The organism is Paenibacillus sp. GCM10023252, assembly GCF_042653305.1.
GTDB lineage: Bacteria > Bacillota > Bacilli > Paenibacillales > Paenibacillaceae > Pristimantibacillus.
The window spans coordinates 1-21,937 of sequence record NZ_JBHSHW010000023.1 but is presented as its reverse complement, the minus strand read 5'-3'; the positions used below and the strand labels follow the sequence as shown (position 1 = coordinate 21,937).

Genomic DNA, 21,937 nt, shown 5'->3' with positions numbered 1-21,937 from the left:
TCATTATATGAGCATTCCCAGCAATACATGTCATTCTGCTCTTTACGGAGCTTTGGAATGACGATATAATGAGGTATGAGGTTTTTTTTGAAATTATGTTTCATACAGTGAAACTCTCGCAAGAGACCTGTTGAAAATATACACTGCAATCATTAGGTTGATTCGGATGAAGGAGGAATTACGAAGTGACTAAGAACAACAATCAATACGGCGTTCGCGCCTCGCTGGAAGCTGGCGGCAAGTCTTATGCGTACTACCGTCTCGGCGGCCTGGAAGAGCAAGGCCTAGGGGATATCTCGAGACTTCCGTTCTCCATTAAGGTGCTGCTGGAAGCAGCGGTTCGTCAATTCGACGGACGCGCGATTACGGCGGAGCACGTGAAGCAGCTTGCTACTTGGGCTGACGGCCGCGAAGACAAGGAGATCCCGTTCATTCCTGCACGTATCGTCCTGCAAGACTTCACAGGCGTTCCGGTAGTCGTTGATCTGGCGGCTATGCGCGATACCGTGAAGAAGGCTGGCGGAGATCCGAAGAAGATTAACCCGCTCGTACCGGTTGACCTCGTTATCGACCACTCCATCATGGTTGATGCATTCGGCAGCCCGGAAGCGCTGGAGTACAACACGAAGGTTGAGTTCGAGCGTAATGAAGAGCGTTACCGGTTCCTTCGCTGGGCACAGACGGCGTTCGATAACTTCCGCGCGGTTCCGCCGGGCACAGGTATCGTTCACCAAGTGAACCTGGAGTACTTGGCTTCTGTAGCGGCTACGAAGACGATTGACGGCGAGACGGTTGTCTACCCTGACTCCCTCGTAGGTACGGATTCCCACACGACGATGATTAACGGTCTTGGCGTAGTAGGCTGGGGCGTTGGCGGCATCGAGGCGGAAGCCGGGATGCTGGGGCAGCCGCTGTATTTTGTAACACCTGAGGTTATTGGCTTCAAGCTGACCGGATCGCTGGCTGAAGGCGCGACTGCTACAGATCTAGCCCTTACGGTCACCCAGATTCTTCGCAAAAAAGGCGTAGTAGGCAAGTTCGTCGAGTTCTTCGGCCCTGGCCTGTCCAACATCTCCCTTGCTGACCGCGCAACGGTAGCTAACATGGCTCCAGAGTACGGCGCAACCGTCGGCTTCTTCCCTGTCGACAGTGAGACACTGAACTTCCTGCACCAGACTGGCCGTAAGGAAGAGCAGATCGAGCTTGTTGAAGCTTACTATAAGGCGCAAGGCATGTTCCGCACAGATGAGACACCGGATCCGGTATTCTCTGACATCGTTGAGCTTGACTTGTCCACGATCGTTCCGTCCCTTGCTGGACCGAAGCGTCCGCAAGACCGTGTCGAGCTGACTGCAATGAAGGAAGCGTTCAACGGCATCATTCGTACGCCAATCGACAAGGGCGGTTACGGCCTGAGCGATGAGAAGATTGAGCAGATGGTTACGGTGAAGCATAACGACGGCCAAGTGAGCAAGATGGGCACAGGCGCAGTTGTCATTGCCGCTATCACTTCTTGTACGAATACCTCCAACCCGAGCGTAATGGTCGGTGCCGGCCTTGTCGCGAAGAAGGCGGTAGAGCGCGGACTGAAGAAGCCGGCTTACGTGAAGAGCTCCCTGACACCAGGCTCCCTGGTCGTTACCGAGTATCTGACGAAGGCGAACCTGATCGAACCGCTCGAAGCGCTTGGCTTCCACGTAGCAGGCTATGGCTGTGCGACTTGTATCGGTAACTCCGGCCCGCTTCCAGATGAAGTGAGCAAGGCGATTGCTGATAACGATATGACGGTAGCGGCTGTCCTGTCTGGTAACCGTAACTTCGAAGGCCGCGTCCATGCACAAGTGAAGGCGAACTACCTGGCTTCTCCTCCGCTGGTTGTTGCTTACGCGCTGGCTGGAACGGTGAACCTTGATCTGGCTAATGATCCAATCGGCTACGACCAGAAGAATGAGCCGGTCTACCTGAAGGATATCTGGCCGACTACGCAAGAGATTCAAGATGCGATGAGTGCTTCCCTGACGGCTCAGATGTTCCGCGACAAGTACGAGAATGTATTCACGCAGAACGAGCGTTGGAACGCCATCTCCATCCCAGAGGGCGAGAGCTATGAGTGGGATTCGAACTCCACTTACATTCAGAACCCGCCATTCTTCGAGGGATTGGGCGCTGATATCGGCAACATTGAAGATATTAAGAAGGCTAACGTGCTTGCCCTGCTGGCAGACTCCGTTACGACGGACCACATCTCCCCTGCAGGTAACATCAAGGCTGACAGCCCTGCTGGCGAGTACTTGATCAAGCACAATGTACGCAAGGAAGACTTCAACTCCTACGGTTCACGCCGTGGTAACCATGAAGTCATGATGCGCGGTACGTTCGCGAACATCCGTATTCGTAACGCCGTAGCACCAGGCACAGAGGGCGGCGTAACGACTTACCTGCCGACTGACGAAGTGATGTCCATCTATGATGCTTCGATGAAGTATCAGGCGAAGGGCAAGAACCTTGTCGTTATCGCTGGTAAGGAATACGGAACAGGCAGCTCGCGTGACTGGGCAGCGAAGGGTACCTTCTTGCTGGGCGTGAAGGCTGTTATCGCAGAGAGCTTCGAGCGGATTCACCGTTCCAACTTGGTCGGCATGGGCGTTCTGCCATTGCAGTTCCAAGAGGGTCAAGGTTGGAAAACGCTGAACATTAGCGGCCGCGAGACGTTCGACATCACTGGCCTCTCCAACGATGTACAGCCGGGCCAGACCGTAACTGTAACGGCTACTCGTGAAGACGGCACAACCTTCGAGTTCCCGGCGATCGTTCGCCTGGATTCCACGGTTGACGTTGATTACTACCGCAACAGCGGCATTCTGCAGACGGTTCTTCGTCAGATGATTGCAGGCATGAAGTAAGATAGTGGCTGTCCCGGGGTCTGATTGACCTTGGGGCGGCCTTTTTTTGTTTTGGCAGGGAGAGAATCATAAGTGCGGGGCTTCGCCTGGGGTGGCTCGGAGCGCTCGGGGGCGGGTGGGGGATGGGCTGCGGCCGCGGTTCCAAGTCGTGTTCCTTCGAATACAGCTTCGCTGTAGGAACACGACTTGCAAAGGCGGACGCTGCGCTCCTCCACTCCATCCCCCACTCCTTACCTCGCTCTCACTCGCCGAAGACTTAAGCCCATGCACTGCGGGGCAAGGCTTCCCTGCCTGGGGCAGGCCGCCCCAAGGGCAAGGCATCCCCGCGCGGGAAGCCGCTGGGGATGGGCAGGGAGCGGCGGCGAGGTGTTGCCCTCGTCCCGCCTGCTCTGCGCTGCGCTCCACTTCAACCCTGCTTCAAGGGTCATCGTGACCCTTGCAGGTACCTCTAACCTCTAACCCCTCCAACCTCTGCTGTAAGGGTCCTCATGACCCTTACAGGTACCTCTAACCCCTCCAACCTCTGCTGCAAGGGTCCTCATGACCCTTACAGGTACCTCTAACCCCTCCAACCTCTGCTGCAGGGGTCCTCATGACCCTTACAGGTACCTCTAACCCCTCCGAACCCTGCTGCAAGGGTCCTCATGACCCTTGCAGGTACCTCTAACCCCTCCGAACCCTGCTGCAAGGGTCCTCATGACCCTTACAGGTACCTCTAACCCCTCCAACCTCTGCTGTAAGGGTCCTCATGACCCTTACAGGTACCTCTAACCCCTCCAACCTCTGCTGCAAGGGTCCTCATGACCCTTGCAGGTACCTCTAACCCCTCCAACCTCTGCTGTAAGGGTCCTCATGACCCTTGCAGACTCCTCTAACCCAACTCCGCTGCTGCGGATGTTCCATCGCGCAGACCGCAAAAAGGCAGTCAGACAGAGAATCATCTCTGTCTAACTGCCTTTTCTTCCCTTGCTGTAGCAAAGGGAACCTTATCCATCAGCTAGTCTGCGATTGCAAACTCAGCAACTATTAATCTATTGATATACCAGCAACCATCAAGGCAGCTGCCAGCTAACAATCCCGTCTACCGCAGCATCGTGCCCATTCGGCCAGCGGCTTCGATGACGATGGGAGCCAGCTCCTGGAGCCGCTCAGGCGTCAGCCGGTTCGCCGGGCCAGAGACGGACAAGGCCGCCTTCAGTCGGCCGCTCCGGTCAAGGATCGGCGTAGAGATTGCAGCCGCGCCCTGCTCCCGCTCCTCGAAGCTCGTGGCGTAGCCCTGCTGCTTCACTTCCTTAAGCTGCTCCTTGTACAGCGCCAAGTCGACATGCTTCGCCCAGGATTCCTCACCGTATATCGCTTCACGCTCCGCTGGCTCTGCATAGGCGACTAGAATCTTGCTCGATGCTCCCGCATAGAGGGGCAGCCGCACACCGACCGGTGCCACTCTCCGTACAGCCTGGTTGCTCTGCACCGCCTGCAGCCGTATCCGCTCCCAGCCGTCGCGCACATAGATGGATACCGTCTCGCCGAGCAGATCGCGCAGTCGCTCCATCTCAGGCAGCCATACCATCGCCGGATCATCATTCTGGGACAGATGAGCGGACAGCTCCCACACCTTAAGTCCCAGCCGGTACCGATCCGTCCCCTTGTCGCGCACGACGAACCCCTTGTCCTCGAGCGTCGCCAGCATCCGATGCACGGTGCTCTTATGCAGGCCAACCTTGTCGGCAATCTCCGTCATCGCCAGGTCCGTCCCCTCGGTAAAACAAAGCAAAATATCCAGCGCTCGCTCCACCGAGCGAACCGTAGACTTGCCGTCATCACCGGTTGTCCGCCCTTCTGCACCACCAGTTCCTGACTTCACGCCTGCTGTCCGCCCTTCTGCACCGCCAGCTCCTGACTTCACGCCTGCTGTCCGCCCTTCTGCACCGCCAGCTCCTGACTTCACGCCTGCTGTCCGCCCTTCCGAACGGTCTGCTCCTGCCTTGGCTCCGCCTGTCAGCTTCCCGTCATCCATTCCCATCACCCACCGTTCACAGTTTCACAGAATGAAACCTAGTTATACCTAGTATAACTCATTTCTACTAGCCCTGCAAAGGTATCATCCTGCATTACAGCATGATTACAAAGGCTTAACATTACCGCGACACCGATTGACAGGCTAGCCCTGAAGGCATACGATGAAAGTACTAGAATATATGAAACGCTTACATTTTTACATGAATGATCACCGTTAGTTGGCTAGCTGCTGGAGCCAGCGGCTTACGGAACCTTGAGAACTATTCCAGCATGACATGATTGAGGGGGACGCCACCATGAGCACAACCGCACTACACCCAAGCCTGCCGCTGGAGCTGCCGCAGCCCATGCTGCCGATGGCTCCACCGCCCCCTCTTGCTCTGCCCGAGCCGGAGGCGGATACCCGCTCCCGTCGGAAGCATCTGTGGATTGCCGCGGTGTCCACCATCACGGTCATTGCTTTGCTGGTTGGGCTTGTTTTCCACGGGTATGTGGCCTGGATGCTTGCTCACCCCTATGTGGCGCCGCTCCACTCCAATCCGAAGGATGCGATTGGTCTCGACTATACAGCAGCAACCTTCCCTAGCGCCAGCGGGCGCACGACGGTCGATGCCTGGTATGTGCCTGCAGCCGATGATGGAGGACGCGTCTCCAGCCGGGGAGCTGCTCTACCATCTACTAGAACGGTCATCTTCTCCCACGGCTACGGGGCGAACCGCGAAGAGACCTGGGTCCCTATGTACACGCTAACGAGTCTGCTTCATGGCCTTCATTATAATGTGCTGATGTTCGATTATGGTTATGCCTCCAAGGAGCACAAGGCGCCCGCGACCGGCGGGTGGGAGGAAGCGAAGCAGCTGCTCGCTGCCGTAGATTATGCGAAGGGCCAAGGTGCGGAGGATATTACGGTGTGGGGATTCTCGATGGGGGCGGGTACGGCGCTTCAAGCTGCGCTGCAGACGGACGAGATCGATGCGATGATCCTGGACAGTCTGTTCCTTCCGAGCTCGGAAGCTCTCTTCAACAATCTCCGCCAATTCGTAGAGCTGCCGCGCTTCCCGTCTCTGCCTCTGATCGAGGCGATCCTGCCCGTCTGGACGGGAACGAGCTTCGGGGGCATCCCTGCAGAGCAGGTGCTGGCTACCGCCTATGATATGCCGATCTACATCGTGCATGGGACGGAGGATGCGAAGGCTCCCTTCCAGACCGCTGAGGCGATCTCCACTGGGCAATCCGACCCGTTGTCCCGCTCCTGGATCGTGCCGGGAGGCAAGCATGAGCTGCTGTTCCAGGTGCATCCGCAGGAATATATTCAGCGCGCAGCGCTGTTCCTAGGGCAAGTGGATGGGAAGCTGCAGGCAGAGCGAAGCCTCGCTATGGCTCACTAGCTCATCCATTCCTCCCAGGGCATACCTCCCAGCCTGTGTGAATACCATCTTAAGAGAGATGGCTTACAGCCAGCTATAGCTCTTAGGAGGTAGACGCAATGTCGAATGTCGACGATTCACAAGCGACGAGCAGGGTATTCGAGCAGATCCGCTTCTGGAAAATGCAAGAAAAAGACAGCACCTCCGTCATTCTGCAAGCGACACCTGGCCTTGAAGCGGAATATGTACACATGCTGCAAGCTTGGCAGCCGCTCTTCGCGCATACGGAGAGATTCACAAGCTCCTACTTGAACGCACAGGATTCCCTTGATCGTTCCTCTGATCACTCAGCCGCTTCCATCGGGGAAGATGAGGCTAGAGCAGTGCTGCAAGCAGCCATTCAGCAATCGAGAGAATACGTGGACCAGCTGCTGCAGCTGGCTTCCCGCAGTCAAGCCGCGCTTGGTAATCCGGTTGCGAGAACCGTAATTACTCATGCCGTAAGAGAGTCCAACTACTACTTAGGTACCGTAGGGGAAGAGCTGCAGGAGACTAGAGCTCCATCCAGCACGACCACGGCTCAAGTTCCGATTGGCGGTCATACCCTTCCCCCTCTGCCCTATCCCTATAATGCCCTCGAACCGTATATTGACGAAGCTACGATGCGCATCCATCATGATAAGCATCATCAATCCTATGTGGATGGCCTGAACAAGGCAGAGAAGGAGCTTGAGGCTGCGCGCAAGAGCGGCAACTTCGAGCTGGTGAAGCACTGGGAGAGGGAGCTTGCCTTCAACGGTGCGGGGCATTATCTTCATACGATCTTCTGGGACATCATGTCACCGCAGGGCGGAGGAGAAGCGACAGGTCCCATTGCAGCGCAGATTAAGAAGGACTTCGGCAGCTTCGAGGCGTTCAAGCAGCAGTTCACGGAGGCAGCCAGCAAGGTCGAGGGCAGCGGCTGGGCGATCCTAGTCTGGAGTCCGCGAAGCCGCAGGCTTGAGATTCTCATGGCGGAGAAGCATCAGAACCTGTCCCAGTGGGACGCCATTCCCTTGCTAGTACTCGATGTGTGGGAGCATGCGTATTACTTGAAGCATCAGAACAAGCGTCCCGAATACGTGAAGGACTGGTGGAACGTCGTCTATTGGCCTGCGGTCAATGATCGCTTCGAAGCTGCTCGCAAGCTCACTTGGGAGCCTTATTAACATGGTTAACTTAGCCGTAAAAAGCCCCGTGAGTCCAAATGGATGGGCTCACGGGGCTTTTGCTAAACTGCACAGCCTTATTGTACTACCGATCCACTAAGCTCGGTCTGCGACTTGCGCTCCTTCGTATAACGGTTCTCCGGTACAGGAATACCCAGATTGCCTCGCAGTGTATCCCCTTCGTACTCCGTCCGGAATACCCCTCGCTCCTGCAGGATAGGGACGACAAGGTCAACGAAGTCCTCTAACCCGTTCGGCACAGCAGTCGACAGCATGAAGCCGTCCGCTCCGCCTGCTTCGAACCATTCCTGCACACGATCAGCCACTTGCTCTGGCGTGCCGATGAACGATCCGCGCGGAGTGGCGGATTGCAGCGCTACCTGACGGAGCGTCAGCCCCTTCTCGCGCGCATTGCGCTTGATCTTGTCGGTCCCGCTCTGGAAGCTGTTGCGGCCGAGATCGCCGAGATCCGGGAATGGTGCATCAAGCTCATACTGCGTGAAGTCATGATGCTCGAAGAAGCGGCCCAGGTAGTTCAGCGCATTGTCGATCGTTACGAGACTGGCGACCTCTTGGTACTTGCGCTCCGCCTCCTCCTCCGTCCTGCCGATGATCGGTCCGATGCCAGGGAAGATCAGCACATGGTCGGGATTGCGCCCGAAGGATGCGGCTCTTGCCTTCACATCCTGATAGAAGGCGATCGCTTCCTCCAGCGTCTCCTGGCCCGTGAATATCGCATCGGCTTGCTTGGCAGCGTAATCCTTGCCTACTTCCGAAGCACCCGCTTGGAAAATAACCGGCCCACCCTGCTTCGATCTAGCAATATTAAGCGGACCTTGCACGGAGAAGAACTCTCCCTTGTGGTTCAGCGTATGGAGCTTCTCCTTGTCGAAGAACACGCCATTCTCCTTATCCCTCACGAAGGCATCATCTTCCCAAGAATCCCATAGCCCTCTCGTTACTTCTAGATACTCCTCGGCGATCCGATACCTCTTGCCATGGTCCGGGTGCTCAGACTTGCTGTAATTGAGTGCCGATCCCTCGAGCGGAGAGGTTACGACGTTCCAGCCCGCACGGCCTCCGCTGATGACATCCAGCGAGCCGAATTGTCGAGCGACGGTGAACGGCTCGCTGTATGAAGTAGATAACGTGCCTACGAGTCCGATATGGCGGCTAATAGAAGCCAGTGCGCTTAAGATCGTAATCGGCTCGAAGCGATTAAGGAAGTGCGGAATGGACTTCTCATTAATATAGAGGCCATCCGCGATGAAGATAAGATCAAGCTTGCCTGCCTCCGCCTTCTGTACCCAGCTCTTGTACAGGTCGAAGTTCACGCTGGCATCCGCGAGTACGTCCGGATGTCTCCACATTGCGGTATTGCCGCCTACTCCATGGAGCAGGGCTCCGAGCTTGAGCTGTCTTTTACCAGTACCAGTTCCAGTTCCAGTCCCCATATAATCTCCTCCTGTCTTGCTAGCCTACTCGGCTGCTGCTGCGAGTGCTGACTTCGTCCGTTCGATCTGCTTCAGATGGGTGTCCACATGGCTCGTGAAGGTGCGGACAATATCGGCAATCGTTACCGTATCTCCCTTGAAGTTGATGCCCGACTTGTCCCAATCCGCCTCGGTGAGACGGTCCAGCAGCTGGGCATTGTACGCAAGGCTAGCTTCATAGAAGCTCAGCAGGTCGGCTAGCTTGGCTTCATTCACCCGCTGTCCGCTGACCCAAGCGTCTTGATTGAAGGCTGGCAGCTGGACGGTCGTACCCGCGAGGATATCACGGATACGGAAGGAGACGACGATGCTGTGATCGACCAGATGGGCAATCACTTCCGCTACACTCCAAGCATCCGGAGAAGGCTTCCAATGCTGCTGCTCCTCAGTTGTATCTCGCACGGCATCAACCAGCCGATTGTAATTATAGCTATAGGCTTCAATATAGGTTCTGCTCATGAATGGTCCACCTTCCAAGTAAGAGATATGCTGCACTGTTAGGTCTAAGCTCTCTCCGCGAGCAGCCGCTGGGCAATGGCAGCGAGGAACGCTGCGCTCGGATCAATGGCTCGCTCATCGAGGTCGAAGGCGGGATGATGCCACTCCTGCTTGCCCGAGGTGCCGAGGAAGACGAACAGCCCGGGTACATGCCGCTGATAGATGGCGAAGTCCTCTCCGGCTAGCGAGGGAACCGGAGTGACTGCATGCAGCCCTAGAGCGCTGGCCGCTGCCTCTGCTTCCCTCGCCAGCCGCTCATCATTGACAACGGGCGGCGGGCCTTCGATCCAGCGTAGGCTCGCCGTCGTGCCATAGGCTGCGGCTACGCCTTGCACTACCTGCTCGAACCGCTTCAAGACATGGCTTCGAACCTCAGGATCGAAGCTGCGAATCGTCCCGTCGAGGATCGCCTTCTCCGGTATGACGTTCCAAGCGGTGCCGCTATGAAGCTTCGTGACGCTAATGACCGCGCTCTTCAGTGCGCTGACGTTGCGGCTGACGATCGCTTGCAAGGCGGTGACGATGTGCGAAGCGGTCACGATAGGATCGATGCCGGCTTCCGGCACCGCCGCATGAGAACCGAGTCCATCTACCTCCACTACGAAGCCATCCGCTGCGGCCATGATCGGGCCGCCCTTAATGCCAATCGTTCCAACGGGCAGATCTGGCTTATTATGAATGCCGACGATCGCCTGCACCCCTGCAAGTGCTCCGCTCTCGACAACTTGCCGGGCTCCCGTTGCCTTCTCCTCCGCTGGCTGGAAGATGAGCCTCACCGTCCCCTTCAGCTCACTCTCCCTCTCCTTCAACAGCGCAGCCGCGCCAAGCAGAACGGTCGTGTGGAAGTCATGCCCGCAGGCATGCATCCTGCCCTTCACTTCGGATGCGTACGCCAGCCCCGTATCCTCCTGAATCGGCAGGGCATCCATATCGGCCCTCAATGCGATGATTGGCCCTTCTCGCAGCCCGCCGACCTCTGCGATTAAGCCTGTGCGCAGCGAGTAATCGGCAATCCGCACGCCTGCTTCCGTCAGCCATGAACGAATGACCTCTGTCGTTCGGAATTCTTCGTTGGACAGCTCCGGATGACGATGAAGATCTCGACGAATGGCGATTAGCTGCTCGGACAGCTCGGCCCCCACCAACTGACTTTCCACCGTACTCATGATACAGACTCCAGCTCCAGCACCGCTTCCTGCAGCAGCTCGAAGGAACGAAGTCTGGCAGGGAAGGAGGATACATTCGTCGTAATGATGAATTCCTCTACTCCCGTCAATTCCTGCAGCGACTGCAGCTGCTGACGTACATGATCCTTGGTACCCTTGATGATCTGGGCTTCCTTCTCCTCAATCGTGAACGGCTCATTCGCTTGCCGGCCGTACTCCTCTCCTTGCTCGAGCGTACTGACGGTAACCGTCCTGCCGCTGGATAGATGCACCTTCACCAGCTTCTGCGGCGTAGCCAGCTCGCGAGCTTCCTCCTCTGTATCGGCTGCGAGTACGGCAAGGCCGATAATGACCTCCGGCTTCCTGCCTGTGCTGTGGTTGAAGCTCTCCCGATAAGCCTTAACAGCCTCGACTGTCGTGGATACCTCACCGTTAATGAACAGGGAGAATACGTAGGGCAGTCCCAGCTCAGCTGTGATTCTAGCACTGGCGACGCTTGCTCCCAGCACATACAGCTCTGGAGTGACTACCGGCTGCGGAGAGGCTTGAAGCCCCGCTAACGGATGATCTTCCGGCAAGGAGTTATGCAGATACTCTTCCAGCTGCTGAATCTTATCAGTCAAGGATGCCGCTTGTGTAATACCTTGCTGCAGAGCCTGCGTGCTGCGCGGGAGTCCCCCTGGCGCGCGGCCTACTCCTAGGTCGATTCGGCCCGGGGCCAAGGCCGACAGCAGATTGAAGTTCTCTGCTACCTTATACGGGCTGTAATGCTGGAGCATGACTCCGCCGGAGCCAAGCCGGATGCTATCCGTCTTCGCAATCAGGTACGAGATCAACACTTCCGGCGAAGACCCTGCCAGATGTGATGAATCATGATGCTCCGACACCCAGAAGCGCCGGAAGCCCAGCTTCTCTACCTTCTGTGCGAGTGCAACGGTGTGCGAGAGCGCATCGTGAGCGGTCTCCCCCGGGTAGATGGGGCTCTGGTCCAGCACGCTTAATGTAATGGCCATCATCATTCCTCCTAGATCGAATAGTTCAGTTCAGGTGTAATTCGCTTGAGGAACAGCTTCGTTCTCTCCTCGCGAGGCTGGTTGAACAGCTGGGCAGGCGTCCCTTCCTCGACAATGCTGCCTTCGTCCATGAACACCACATGGCTGGCCACATCCCTGGCGAAGCTCATCTCATGGGTGACGACAATCATCGTAATGCCTTCCTTGGCAATCCTTCTAATAACGCTTAGCACTTCGCCCACAAGCTCGGGATCCAAGGCAGATGTCGGCTCATCGAACAGGATGACTTCCGGCTCGAGCGCCAGCGCACGAGCGATGCCTACCCGCTGCTGCTGCCCGCCGGACAGCTGATTCGGATAGGCTTCAAGCTTGGCGCCAAGCCCAACCTTCTCGAGCAGAGCGATACTCCTCTTCTTCGCTTCCTCTCGAGGCAGCTTCTTGACGACTAACAGACCCTCCATCACATTCTCGAGAGCGGTCTTGTGCCTGAACAGATTGTACTGCTGGAATACCATAGCCGACTTCTGCCTAAGCGTATGGATATCCCGCTTGCCTGCCCGCTTGCACTCCAAGCTGTAATCCCCAATCTCGATCTTGCCATCACTGGGTTTCTCCAGATAGTTCACACAGCGAAGCAAGGTCGTCTTCCCCGAACCGCTCGGCCCTAAGATGACTACCACCTCACCCTTGTTCACCGTTAGATGAATATCCTTCAGCACTTGCTGCCGTCCGAATGACTTCGATATGCCCGTTAGCTTAATCATGCGACTCCACCTCGATTGTAGACGTTAATGCGACGTTCGATGAGACCGGTTATCCGCTCAATCCCTACGGTTAATCCCCAGAAGATGACAGCTGCCGCCAGATACGCTTCGAAGAACTTCCAATTCGTCGAGGCCACGATCTGCGCCTTCGCATTAATATCAACGACCGATACCGTGAAGGCGAGCGTGGAGCCATGAAGCATGCCGATAACGGAATTCGATAGATTCGGGAGCGCGGCCGCCAGTGCTTGAGGCAGCACAATTCGACGAAGAGCTTGAGACGTAGTCATCCCTATAGAATAGGCAGCCTCCATCTGTCCCCGGTTGACCGCGAGCAAGCCTGAGCGAATAACCTCAGACAGATAGGCACCCGCCGTAATCGAGAAGGAGATATAAGCGAATCCAATCATCGGAATGGATACGGAACGGAAGCTCCAGCCATAGTGTGCAGCCAGGCCGTCAATGATCATCGGGAGACTGAAGTAGATGAGCAGCAGATGGGTAAGCATGGGAGTTCCCCGGATAAAAGTCACGTAAGACACCGCAATCTGATGCAGCACGGGAACACGATACAGACGGATTAACGCAATCGTTAGCCCGATTAAGAACCCAACACTTACAGCAACGGCCGTAATCTTAAGCGTGGTAGGAATAGCCGTCAGCAGCTGCAGGAAGGCCGTCCATATGAAGGCGGGATCCAGCTTCATCTTCTAAGCACCTCCCTTATTGGTATCCAGCTCGCGAGTTACCTGCCTGAAGGACAAGTACTTGCGCAGACCGTAGGTTCTGCGAACCGGACTATCAGGACGCTCATGCCTCAGCAGGCGGCGCTCTGCGAGCAAGAGCAGCTTCTCCAGCGTGAAGCTAATGACAAGATAGACAAGGGCAAGAGCGAGATACGTCTCGATGAAGTGCTGGGTTAGCGTCCCTAGCGTCTCCGCCTTGCCCGTTATGTCCATGACGCCTAACGTGAAGGCAAGCGACGTATCCTTAAGCAGCGCGATGATCAGGTTAGAGAGAACAGGTACCCCTATGGCAACGGCCTGAGGCAGCACAATTCGGACGAAGGCTTGGTAGCCGGTCATGCCCATGGAATACGCGGCTTCCACCTGCCCCCTGTCCACCGCCATGACCGATGCCCGTATGAGTTCAGACACATAGGCTCCTGTGTGCAAGCCGTAGGTGAGAATAACGAAGACGAGCACCGGTGTCTTGGACATATCCACACCCGCCAGCTTCACCAGCTCGGGCAAGCCGTAATAGAACAAGAACAGCTGAATGAGAATCGGGGTTCCGCGGAAGAAGGAGATGTACACCTGCGACAGCCGCTCAAGGATAGGGATATGGTAGAGCCGCGGAAGAGCAACCAGGAATCCAACCAATATTCCCGTCAGCAGCGATCCAGCTACGATCAGCAGAGTAATGTTCAAGGTGGACAGCAGCTTAGGGATGAACTCGAATACATAGGAGATATCGAACGGATGACCACCCATCGTTTATGTCCACCTTTCCATCATCGTCTTATTTGGACTCCGAAGTGAAGTCTCCGCCCAGCCATTCCGTGCTCAGCTTGCCCAGTGTTCCGTCACCCTTCAGCTTCACTATAGCCGTATCAATGGCATCAGCCAGTTCCTTGCTCTCCGGCTCATCCTTGCGGAAGGTGAATAAGATATCCGCTTCAGAGAGCGGCTCTCCTGTTGTCTTCAGCTTGCCTTCCGGATCAATCAGCGAGAGCACGAAGTCTGCAGACAGCGTAGCATCGACACGGCCTGTTACCAATTGATTCACCGTATCATTGGCTCCATTGTTCTGGTACACGATCTCGATGGCGTTCTCATGCTCTTTGTTGTAATTTTCCAAGATCTGAGCTTGTGCGCTCGTTGCAGTCGTTAGTACCTTCTTGCCCTTCAGATCGTCCAGCGACTGAATGCTGTCATTCTCCTTCGTCACGACGATCTTGTTCCTCCAGTGTGCATAGGGCTCTTGGTTGAACAGATACTTCTGTTCCCGCTCCGGATTCTTCTCAATCTCATGGGCAACGAAGTCAATCTTATCCGTCTCCAGGCTAAGGAGCAGATTAGAGAAGTCCATCGTCTTGAATTCGAATTCGTATTCCGGAAGCTCTTCGTCAATCTTGCGGACAAGCTCCACATCGAACCCGGTCAGCTTGCCGTTCTCATCCAGGAAGCATACTTTTTTGAAGCCGGTACCTGTACCGACAATAATTTTTTTGACCTCAGCCTTTGGAGCATTTGCCGCTTCCGCCTTGTTCCCGCTCGCTGCCTGCTCGTTATTGCCTTCGTTTTTGCCATTAGCTCCGCAGCCGGCTAGAGCCGCTGATAATGCGAGTACGATTAATAATGAGAATGTCTTTTTCATTGCTAAAACCCCTCTGCCAGCTATTTTTATAAATCCTATCGTTTTAGTAAGGATTATAGCGATTACTTTATCACCGGCAGCGGCATGACGTCTAATAGAGTTTTTCTATAAGACGATTGCATTAATCTATTGTTATCCTATCTGAATAGTATGTATTATGGCAACAGTAGTCTTGAATGAGGTCTAATCTGAGAATGGAGTGAATCTACGATGGGATCCTCTTATGAATCCATCATTGTTCGAGACGCGGCGGATGATGAGCAAGCTGCCATTGCAGATGTGCTGTACAGCGCTTATGAACAATACGCCGATATATTGCCTGGTCCCCGCTGGGAGGAATATCGCACCTCCATTCTTCAGTCCGTCCATAGTGTGGGCCCCTATGCACGGATTGTAGCGGTGAGCGGAGAACAGATTGTAGGCAGCGTGCTGTTGTTCCTCTCATCAGACGCTGCTTACGGGAGACCAGAGCTGGGCCTGAACGCTCCTATCATCCGGCTGCTAGCCGTCGCGCCCTCTGCTCGAGGGCAGGGAATCGCTACTAAGCTGATAGGGGAAGCCGCTGCGCGAGCGCTTGAGCTGGGAGCGGCAACGCTCCACCTGCACACGTCCGATATGATGGCCTCAGCCGTCAAGCTATATGAACATCTTGGATTCGAGAGGCATTACGAGACCGATCTACTGAATGGGGAGACGCTGGTGAAGGGGTATTATCTCAAGCTGCGTCATGCTGCATGGCTTCAAGCAGGTCATGTGTAGCTGCTATTGCAACACAACAAGAGCCGTTCCTCTGAGCATGCGGAAGCATCCTGAGAGGAACGGCTCTATCTTGTTATAGGAGAGATTATACTATTGCTTAAGCAAGGCAAGGAATTCAGAGCGCAGGGAGGAGCTCGTCCGGAATTCGCCGCGAACGGCTGACGTTACCGTCTTGCTACCCGGCTTCTTCACGCCTCGAGCACACATGCACAGATGCTCCCCTTCCACGACGACCATGACGCCGGCCGGTTGAAGCTCTTGCTCAATAATGTTAGCAATCTGAGACGTAATTCTCTCTTGTACTTGCAGGCGCCGCGTAATGGCCTCCACGAGACGCGCGAGCTTGCTTAATCCGGCAATCTTGCCGCTCGGAATATATCCGATATGCGCCTTGCCGAAGAAGGGTGCCATATGATGCTCGCACTGGCTGTAATAGACGATATCACGTACGATAACGAGCTCTTCATGCTGTTCATCGAATGTCACGCCAAGCACTTCAGCCGGATCCACTTCATAGCCTGCGAATATCTCTTCGTACATTCGGGTCACGCGTGCCGGTGTCTCCAGCAGCCCTTCCCTCTCCACATCCTCGCCAACCAGCTTCAGTATCTCTCTGATGTGATATTCAATCTGCTCGCGGTTGTTCGTGACCTGTGAGTTGACGTAGTCTTTCCTTCCCGCCATCACGATCCATCCCTTCATTAGGCTTGCCTTAACTTACGAAGGACCCATCCTCCTAAGAGACCTGCACGTCTCTATCTGCGGCCGCGGCCTGGTCTCTGGTTGTGCGCTTGATTCTTCATCATGTGCTGGGCCTTCTGCATCTGCTGCTTGTTCAGATTATAGCCCATCTGCTTCGCCATCTTCTGAATCATCTCAGGATCATTCTGCATCTTCTCCAGCTGCTTGCGCAGATAGTACACCCCGATGAAAAAACCGCCAACCGCCCCTGCGATCAATGTAACGATTGGAATAATATAACTCCACATACTCTACGTTCACCGTGCCCTCTCTTACGTTACTAATTGGCTTAATCTCTAAGTCCGAATGAACCTAATATTAGCATGTTCGGCTGTTGTTCGCAAACCTTAGACAAGTGATTCGGATACGCAACAAGAAGGCTCTACCCATCCCTCTCCATCCAGTAAATTCCTTACCAATCCTCTGCTCCACCTAACAAAAAGAGCTACTCTGCAAGGCCAATAACCTCGCAAAAATAGCCCTATAATTCTAGGAGCTGACCTTGCATGCCTAAGACTGCTCATCCTTGCCGGCTTGCTGCAGCTGACGCAAATAATCATCCAGCCGATCCAATCGGTCTTCCCACATCTGACGGAACGTACCCAGCCAAGAGTCCATCTCCTGAAGCGGCTCCGATCTAAGCCTGTAATATCTTCGATTAGCATCCGGACGCACCTCGACAATCTCAGCTTCATTCAGCACCTTAAGGTGCTTCGATGCTTGAGGCTGTCTCATATGAAGCCGGTCCGCAATCTCCCCCACCGTCAGGGGACCTTCTCTCAACAGCTCTACGATCAGCAACCGGTTGGGTTCAGCTAGCGCACTGAGTGTTGTCGTATTCATCTCATCCCCCCGACTCTCCGCAAGCCAAGCTGCTCTACTTCACCTTGTTCCTTAAAATATACCCCTTCAGGAATATTCCTGTCAATGCAAGATGATCTGTTGAAGGGCTTGCTCGATTCGCATCTTCACTTCGGTATCCATCTCCTTGTGAAGGGCAGCAGCAAGCGCTGCTTCAGCCTCTGCTCCGCCTATTCGTCCAAGCGACCAAGCCGCAGTGCCGCGAAGCACAGGGCGCGGATCATCTGTAAGGATCCGCACCAGATGCGCAGCCGCACTCGGATCCTTGAAGTTGCCCAGCGCAATGACGCTGTTCCGCTGGATCGGCTTCTTCCCTCTCCAAGCGGATGACGTCGCTCCATAGCGGGAGGTGAATTCCTTGTTCCCCATCTCCAGCAAGGGTACGAGGAGCGGCTTCGCCAGCTCCGTATCCGGCTGCAGCTCCCGCTGATGCGTCCAGTTCTTGCCCCGATTCTCCGGGCATACCGTCTGACAAGTATCGCAGCCATACAGCCGGTTGCCGATCTTGCGCATGAGCTCATCCTCGACATAGCCCTTCGTCTGCGTGACGAAGGAGATGCAGCGCTGCGAATCGAGCTGTCCCGGACCAACTAACGCATCGGTCGGACAAGCGTCGATACACTTCGTGCATGATCCGCACCCTTCTTCAATCGGACTGTCCGGTGGAAGAGGCAGATTCGTAATCATCTCTCCCAGGTATACCCACGAGCCCCATTCCGGCGTAATGATCGAGCAGTTCTTAGCGCTCCAGCCGATGCCCGCACGTTCGGCTACCGCACGGTCTGAGAGCTCTCCCGTATCGACCATGCTCTCCGCACGCAGCTCCGGCACGCGCTCCCGCAGCCAAGCTTCGAGCCGCGCCAGCCGATCTCGCAATACCTTGTGATAGTCCGCGCCCCAGGCAGAGCGCGACATTACACCCCGCCTTGCCCCAGGCTCCGACTTCGGCGGAGATGGCAGCTTCGACGGATAGGCAACCGCGATCGCAATGATCGATTGCGGTCCGTCGAAGAGCAGCGCAGGCTCCGTGCGCTTGTCCAGATCCGGCTCCTCGAAGCCGGATTCCCTGCCAAGCTGGCGATGCCTGATCAACCTCTGCTTCAGCTCAGTGAACGGGGCAGCGGAAGCCACGCCAATCTTGTCAATGCCGAGCTCCGAAGCGGCAGCCCTCATCTCTTCCTTGAGCTCATCCCAGCGATTGCCTCCCGAGCATGCTAGGTCCGTGTAGTTCATAGATTCCTTCACGCTTCCTCTCCTTACTGCAGCAGCACGATAGTTATGGATAGACCTGCTAGCCTCAACCAGCCAAGGAGAGCTCTAAGTCTTGCCATGATTCACCCAGTCCTTGTAATACGTCAAGATTCTATCCTCATTGAAGGGCTCCTGTCTCTCACTGACGCGCTGCAGCAGAGCTTGAAGCCCCGCATGCACCCGCTCATCGACAATCTTCGGATAATGATAAGCCGCCTTATGCCTCTCATATTCCTCTTCGTCCACTACGAGCGTCTCCCCGTCTACGGTTCGGATGACATCCAGATCATAATCGATATAAGTAATGACATTCCCCTGCCGATATGGCGGAGAAGCGATATTGCAGTAGTAACGGATTCCTCCATCCTCAAGTAAGGCCACCACATTGAACCATTCCCCTGGGATAAAAAAAGAAACGGCAGGAACGCGGCTAATCCACTGCTTCCCGTCCGCCTCCTGAATCGGAGTCTGTTCATTGATAAGCACCATCATAGAGGACTCCGCGTGCTCAGGGAATAACCGCTGCGGCGGAATGAGTGCGTTGCAATGCCAAGTCCGATGAATATGCCCATTGTGCTTGAAGCTCTTAATGACACATTGCTGATACGCTGCCATCCTACTCTCCCTGTCCCCATTGATTGTCGTACATTAAGAAAAGCATATCTGACCACCAAAAGCAACGGCAGCCAGATATGCTCTTCTTAACCTTCTATTCTAGATGAACGATGGAGTTAACCTGCTACAATGCTAAGCTTCTGGAAAGAACGGAAAAAGTCATTCGCAGCGTAGCCAAGCGACTCGTATAGCGGCAGAACCGGTTCATTGTGCTCATCAGCTGTAATCATGATCTTCGTCACATTACGCTGCTCGAAGCGCACTCGAAGCGATTGAATGAGCGCCTTGCCGATTCCCTTCCGTTGATGAAGAGGGTCTACAGCGATGCGATAGTAGTAGCCTTTGTTGTTATCGATCGTTCCGATAATCATGCCCACAATAGAAGAATTCTCGGCAGCGACCAGGACAAGTTCACTATCCCAGGACAACTGGCGTGCAAATGCTTCCATCGTTTGTTCGTAGCACTCTTCGGTAAGAACATCCTGGAGAAGTGCAGTAACCGCGCTGTAATCGGACAACTGGAAGGAACGTACGTTCATCAATTAACACCTTCTATGCTTGTCATAGTGTTGCAAGTTTATAATATACGACAACTTTTAACGAAATCCTGCTTAAATCTTTAAAATTTCTTAAAAAAATTGAAGAAATCGCTGATTATCTCGTGAAAACGCTTAAATGGTATCGCTTACACGAGATATTTCGTTTTTTCATAGAGATTATGTATAGCTCCAGGGCAAAAGACGCACGTTATATCAGGTGCTGCGCGCTCCTTCTGCCCCGCCCCCTATGGTACTGATGACATCCTCTGCAGCTAGATTGTTAAGAAATGATGAAGAGTGTAGTCGAATAAGGAGGCCACTTCGTAGAGCTGCAGCTGCTCCAGCACAGATGCTGCTTCGTTGCTGGTCGAACCTTGCTGATGCTGCTGAACAAGACTCGTGAACTGGACGGCATCCCAAATGTCGGGCTGGCGGATGATAGACTGCAAGGAACTCTCAACGTGCGGCGTCAGTTGGCTAGACGAGATTAAGCTTGGCAGCTGGAGCGATGCCCGCTCATAGAGCCCGGTCATCGCCGGGTGATGGCCCGTCATACGGAACCAGTACTTCGCATTCGAATAGTCGCCTTCCATCCGATGGATAATGGCGTGCCAATACATGCCTGTAGAATCATCTTCAATCTGCTGCGCATACGCATGGGCTCGGTCGATGCTGTCGTTCCTTAGGTGCAGTCCGGTAAGCAGGGCAATTGTTGCAGGATGACTCGAATGAGGGAGCGTTAGGCTGCTGATCTGCTGGACCAGTGAAGGATTCCATACTTGCTTAGGCGAGAGGGGCTGAAGGCTTGTCCTCTGAGCCAATGTATCCAATACCGCTTGCAGCTCATTACTAGGGCGCATCGTGTCGTCACTTCCTTTTCGTTTTGACTCTATTCGACCACAGGAGGACGACTTTTGCAACAGCTTCAGGCATTTACAACACCTTAGCCGACTTTTGCAACTGCTTCAGGTATTTACAACACCTTAGCCCACTTTTGCAACAGCTTCAGGCATTTACAACACCTTAGCCGACTTTTGCAACAGCTTCAGGCATTTACAACACCTTAGCCGACTTTTGCAACAGCTTCAGGCATTTACAACACCTTAGCCGACTTTTGCAACTGTAATGTTGATTTATATAGTCGGATATTGGATAATAATACATGAACAATGACTACATACTAATTAGGAGGTTATGAATCTAATGGCTCACACACTACCTGCACTGCCTTATGCGAACAACGCACTTGAACCACATATTGATGCAACCACGATGGAGATCCACCACGATCGCCACCACAACGCATACGTAACGAACTTGAATGCGGCTCTTGAGTCCGCTCCTGAACTGCAAGGCAAGTCGATTGAAGAACTGATTGCTGACCTGGCAAGCGTGCCAGAAGCTATCCGTACCGCTGTCCGCAACAATGGCGGTGGACATGCTAACCACTCCCTATTCTGGGAGACAATCGGTCCTGAAGCTGGCGGCGCACCTGCTGGCGCACTTGCTTCCGCAATCGAGAGCGAACTGGGCGGCCTGGACACGTTCAAGGCTGACTTCGCTAAGGCTGCAGCTACTCGCTTCGGCAGCGGCTGGGCATGGCTTGCAGTTGGCAAGGATGGCAAGCTGAAGGTATACAGCCTTCCTAACCAAGACAGCCCGATCATGGAAGGCGACACGCCGCTCCTAGGTCTGGACGTATGGGAGCATGCTTACTACCTGAACTACCAGAACAAGCGCCCTGATTACATCGCAGCGTTCTGGAACGTAGTGAACTGGAACAAAGTCGGCAAGCGTTACGACGCTGCTGTGAAGTAAGGCATTTTGAAGTGTTGAGGCTGCGCCCTGTCATACGGGGCGCAGCTTTTTTTGGCGCGCGGTGGCGGGCTGCCTTCTGCACCTTATGGCGCCTTATGGCGCTCGCCGCCACACGCTTAGGAGCCTCGTCGCCATTCTGGTGCATTTCTGCACCTTATGGCGTTCGACGCCACTCGCTCGTCGCCATTCTGGTGCATTTCTGCACCTTATGGCGCCCCTCGCCGCTCGCTCGTCGCCATTCTGGTGCACTTTCTCCTAGGCCCCGTAATGGAACTGGAGTCTCTCCTAACAATCTATTATTCTATAGATAAGGGAGAGGATAGGGTATGAGGAAGAGGCCAAGTGTAGAAAAGCAGATAGAGATTGTGAAGGAAGCGATGTCTGGTGTGAAGGTGGGGGTCTTAGCGCGCATGTATGATGTCCACCCCGAAACGGTACGGAAATGGGTTCGAGCCTATCGTGACGATATTAGTCCAGAAGATATTCCAACACCAAGCGAGCACCTGGAAGAGCTCAAGCGGCTTCAGGAACTGGAAGAACGCT

Annotated in this window: 22 protein-coding genes; 6 read left to right on the top strand and 16 right to left on the bottom strand. The window is 54.7% G+C overall.

What is annotated here, in order from left to right; translation table 11 throughout:
• Positions 1-185 precede the first annotated feature (185 nt).
• Positions 186-2,903, top strand: coding sequence for an aconitate hydratase AcnA (acnA, locus tag ACFO9Q_RS14240; RefSeq protein WP_379183125.1), 2,718 nt, complete (start codon positions 186-188; stop codon positions 2,901-2,903).
• Between the two features lie 1,081 nt (positions 2,904-3,984).
• On the opposite strand, the gene ACFO9Q_RS14235 is transcribed toward acnA, so the two are convergent.
• Positions 3,985-4,767 carry an IclR family transcriptional regulator gene (locus tag ACFO9Q_RS14235; RefSeq protein ID WP_379183293.1) on the bottom strand — a complete coding sequence of 261 codons (783 nt, stop codon included), beginning with the start codon at positions 4,765-4,767 and terminating at the stop codon, positions 3,985-3,987.
• Between the two features lie 451 nt (positions 4,768-5,218).
• Between ACFO9Q_RS14235 and ACFO9Q_RS14230 the strand changes: the two genes are divergently transcribed.
• Positions 5,219-6,310 carry an alpha/beta hydrolase gene (locus ACFO9Q_RS14230; protein WP_379183123.1) on the top strand — a complete coding sequence of 364 codons (1,092 nt, stop codon included), beginning with the start codon at positions 5,219-5,221 and terminating at the stop codon, positions 6,308-6,310.
• A gap of 98 nt (positions 6,311-6,408) precedes the next feature.
• On the top strand, positions 6,409-7,497 hold the full coding sequence (locus ACFO9Q_RS14225) for a Fe-Mn family superoxide dismutase (RefSeq protein ID WP_379183121.1): 1,089 nt from the start codon (positions 6,409-6,411) through the stop codon (positions 7,495-7,497).
• A 77-nt stretch (positions 7,498-7,574) separates the two neighbouring features.
• Here the strand turns inward: ACFO9Q_RS14225 and ACFO9Q_RS14220 are convergent, their stop codons facing one another.
• Genes ACFO9Q_RS14220 through ACFO9Q_RS14185 form a run of 8 tightly spaced genes read right to left on the bottom strand, consistent with a single transcriptional unit; the run spans position 7,575 to position 14,810 of the window.
• Positions 7,575-8,951, bottom strand: a complete 1,377-nt coding sequence (locus tag ACFO9Q_RS14220) for an LLM class flavin-dependent oxidoreductase (protein ID WP_379183119.1) — start codon at positions 8,949-8,951, stop codon at positions 7,575-7,577.
• Positions 8,952-8,975: 24 nt separating this feature from the next.
• Entirely contained in the window at positions 8,976-9,449 is a 474-nt protein-coding gene (locus ACFO9Q_RS14215) for a DinB family protein (RefSeq protein ID WP_379183116.1), read from the bottom strand.
• 44 nt (positions 9,450-9,493) lie between these two features.
• Positions 9,494-10,654, bottom strand: coding sequence for an amidohydrolase (locus ACFO9Q_RS14210; protein WP_379183114.1), 1,161 nt, complete (start codon positions 10,652-10,654; stop codon positions 9,494-9,496).
• Positions 10,651-11,667: an LLM class flavin-dependent oxidoreductase gene (locus ACFO9Q_RS14205; protein ID WP_379183112.1), complete on the bottom strand. Its 1,017-nt coding sequence runs from the start codon at positions 11,665-11,667 to the stop codon at positions 10,651-10,653. Before ACFO9Q_RS14205 ends, ACFO9Q_RS14210 begins: the two co-directional genes overlap by 4 nt.
• Before the next feature lie 11 nt (positions 11,668-11,678).
• Positions 11,679-12,431, bottom strand: coding sequence for an amino acid ABC transporter ATP-binding protein (locus ACFO9Q_RS14200; protein WP_379183110.1), 753 nt, complete (start codon positions 12,429-12,431; stop codon positions 11,679-11,681).
• Positions 12,428-13,138: an amino acid ABC transporter permease gene (locus ACFO9Q_RS14195; RefSeq protein WP_379183108.1), complete on the bottom strand. Its 711-nt coding sequence runs from the start codon at positions 13,136-13,138 to the stop codon at positions 12,428-12,430. Before ACFO9Q_RS14195 ends, ACFO9Q_RS14200 begins: the two co-directional genes overlap by 4 nt.
• A gap of 3 nt (positions 13,139-13,141) precedes the next feature.
• Positions 13,142-13,924 (bottom strand): amino acid ABC transporter permease, encoded by a 783-nt coding sequence (locus ACFO9Q_RS14190; RefSeq protein ID WP_379183106.1) that lies wholly within the window; start codon positions 13,922-13,924, stop codon positions 13,142-13,144.
• Between the two features lie 28 nt (positions 13,925-13,952).
• Positions 13,953-14,810, bottom strand: a complete 858-nt coding sequence (locus tag ACFO9Q_RS14185; RefSeq protein WP_379183104.1) for a transporter substrate-binding domain-containing protein — start codon at positions 14,808-14,810, stop codon at positions 13,953-13,955.
• Positions 14,811-15,020: 210 nt separating this feature from the next.
• On the opposite strand from ACFO9Q_RS14185, the gene ACFO9Q_RS14180 reads away from it, so the two are divergent.
• The gene (locus tag ACFO9Q_RS14180; protein ID WP_379183102.1) at positions 15,021-15,569 is read left to right on the top strand and encodes a GNAT family N-acetyltransferase; all 549 of its coding nucleotides are present in this window, start codon (positions 15,021-15,023) and stop codon (positions 15,567-15,569) included.
• A gap of 90 nt (positions 15,570-15,659) precedes the next feature.
• On the opposite strand, the gene folE is transcribed toward ACFO9Q_RS14180, so the two are convergent.
• The 7 genes from folE to ACFO9Q_RS14145 all read right to left on the bottom strand — a co-directional run bounded on the left by folE (position 15,660) and on the right by ACFO9Q_RS14145 (position 20,436).
• Entirely contained in the window at positions 15,660-16,253 is a 594-nt protein-coding gene (gene folE / locus ACFO9Q_RS14175) for a GTP cyclohydrolase I FolE (RefSeq protein ID WP_379183100.1), read from the bottom strand.
• Between the two features lie 71 nt (positions 16,254-16,324).
• Positions 16,325-16,558 carry a YneF family protein gene (locus tag ACFO9Q_RS14170; RefSeq protein WP_379183098.1) on the bottom strand — a complete coding sequence of 78 codons (234 nt, stop codon included), beginning with the start codon at positions 16,556-16,558 and terminating at the stop codon, positions 16,325-16,327.
• A gap of 262 nt (positions 16,559-16,820) precedes the next feature.
• On the bottom strand, positions 16,821-17,153 hold the full coding sequence (locus tag ACFO9Q_RS14165) for an ArsR/SmtB family transcription factor (protein WP_379183096.1): 333 nt from the start codon (positions 17,151-17,153) through the stop codon (positions 16,821-16,823).
• Positions 17,154-17,234: 81 nt separating this feature from the next.
• The gene (queG, locus tag ACFO9Q_RS14160; protein ID WP_379183290.1) at positions 17,235-18,404 is read right to left on the bottom strand and encodes a tRNA epoxyqueuosine(34) reductase QueG; all 1,170 of its coding nucleotides are present in this window, start codon (positions 18,402-18,404) and stop codon (positions 17,235-17,237) included.
• An 84-nt stretch (positions 18,405-18,488) separates the two neighbouring features.
• Positions 18,489-19,037: a DUF402 domain-containing protein gene (locus ACFO9Q_RS14155; RefSeq protein ID WP_379183094.1), complete on the bottom strand. Its 549-nt coding sequence runs from the start codon at positions 19,035-19,037 to the stop codon at positions 18,489-18,491.
• 116 nt (positions 19,038-19,153) lie between these two features.
• Positions 19,154-19,576 (bottom strand): GNAT family N-acetyltransferase, encoded by a 423-nt coding sequence (locus ACFO9Q_RS14150; protein WP_379183092.1) that lies wholly within the window; start codon positions 19,574-19,576, stop codon positions 19,154-19,156.
• Between the two features lie 272 nt (positions 19,577-19,848).
• Positions 19,849-20,436 carry a hypothetical protein gene (locus tag ACFO9Q_RS14145; protein ID WP_379183090.1) on the bottom strand — a complete coding sequence of 196 codons (588 nt, stop codon included), beginning with the start codon at positions 20,434-20,436 and terminating at the stop codon, positions 19,849-19,851.
• A 343-nt stretch (positions 20,437-20,779) separates the two neighbouring features.
• Here ACFO9Q_RS14145 and ACFO9Q_RS14140 point away from each other — a divergent pair, with 343 nt between their 5' ends.
• Both ACFO9Q_RS14140 and ACFO9Q_RS14135 read left to right on the top strand, forming a co-directional pair.
• Positions 20,780-21,394 carry a superoxide dismutase gene (locus ACFO9Q_RS14140; protein ID WP_379183088.1) on the top strand — a complete coding sequence of 205 codons (615 nt, stop codon included), beginning with the start codon at positions 20,780-20,782 and terminating at the stop codon, positions 21,392-21,394.
• 326 nt (positions 21,395-21,720) lie between these two features.
• The coding region (locus tag ACFO9Q_RS14135; RefSeq protein WP_379183086.1) for a transposase at positions 21,721-21,937 on the top strand (217 nt) is incomplete at its 3' end.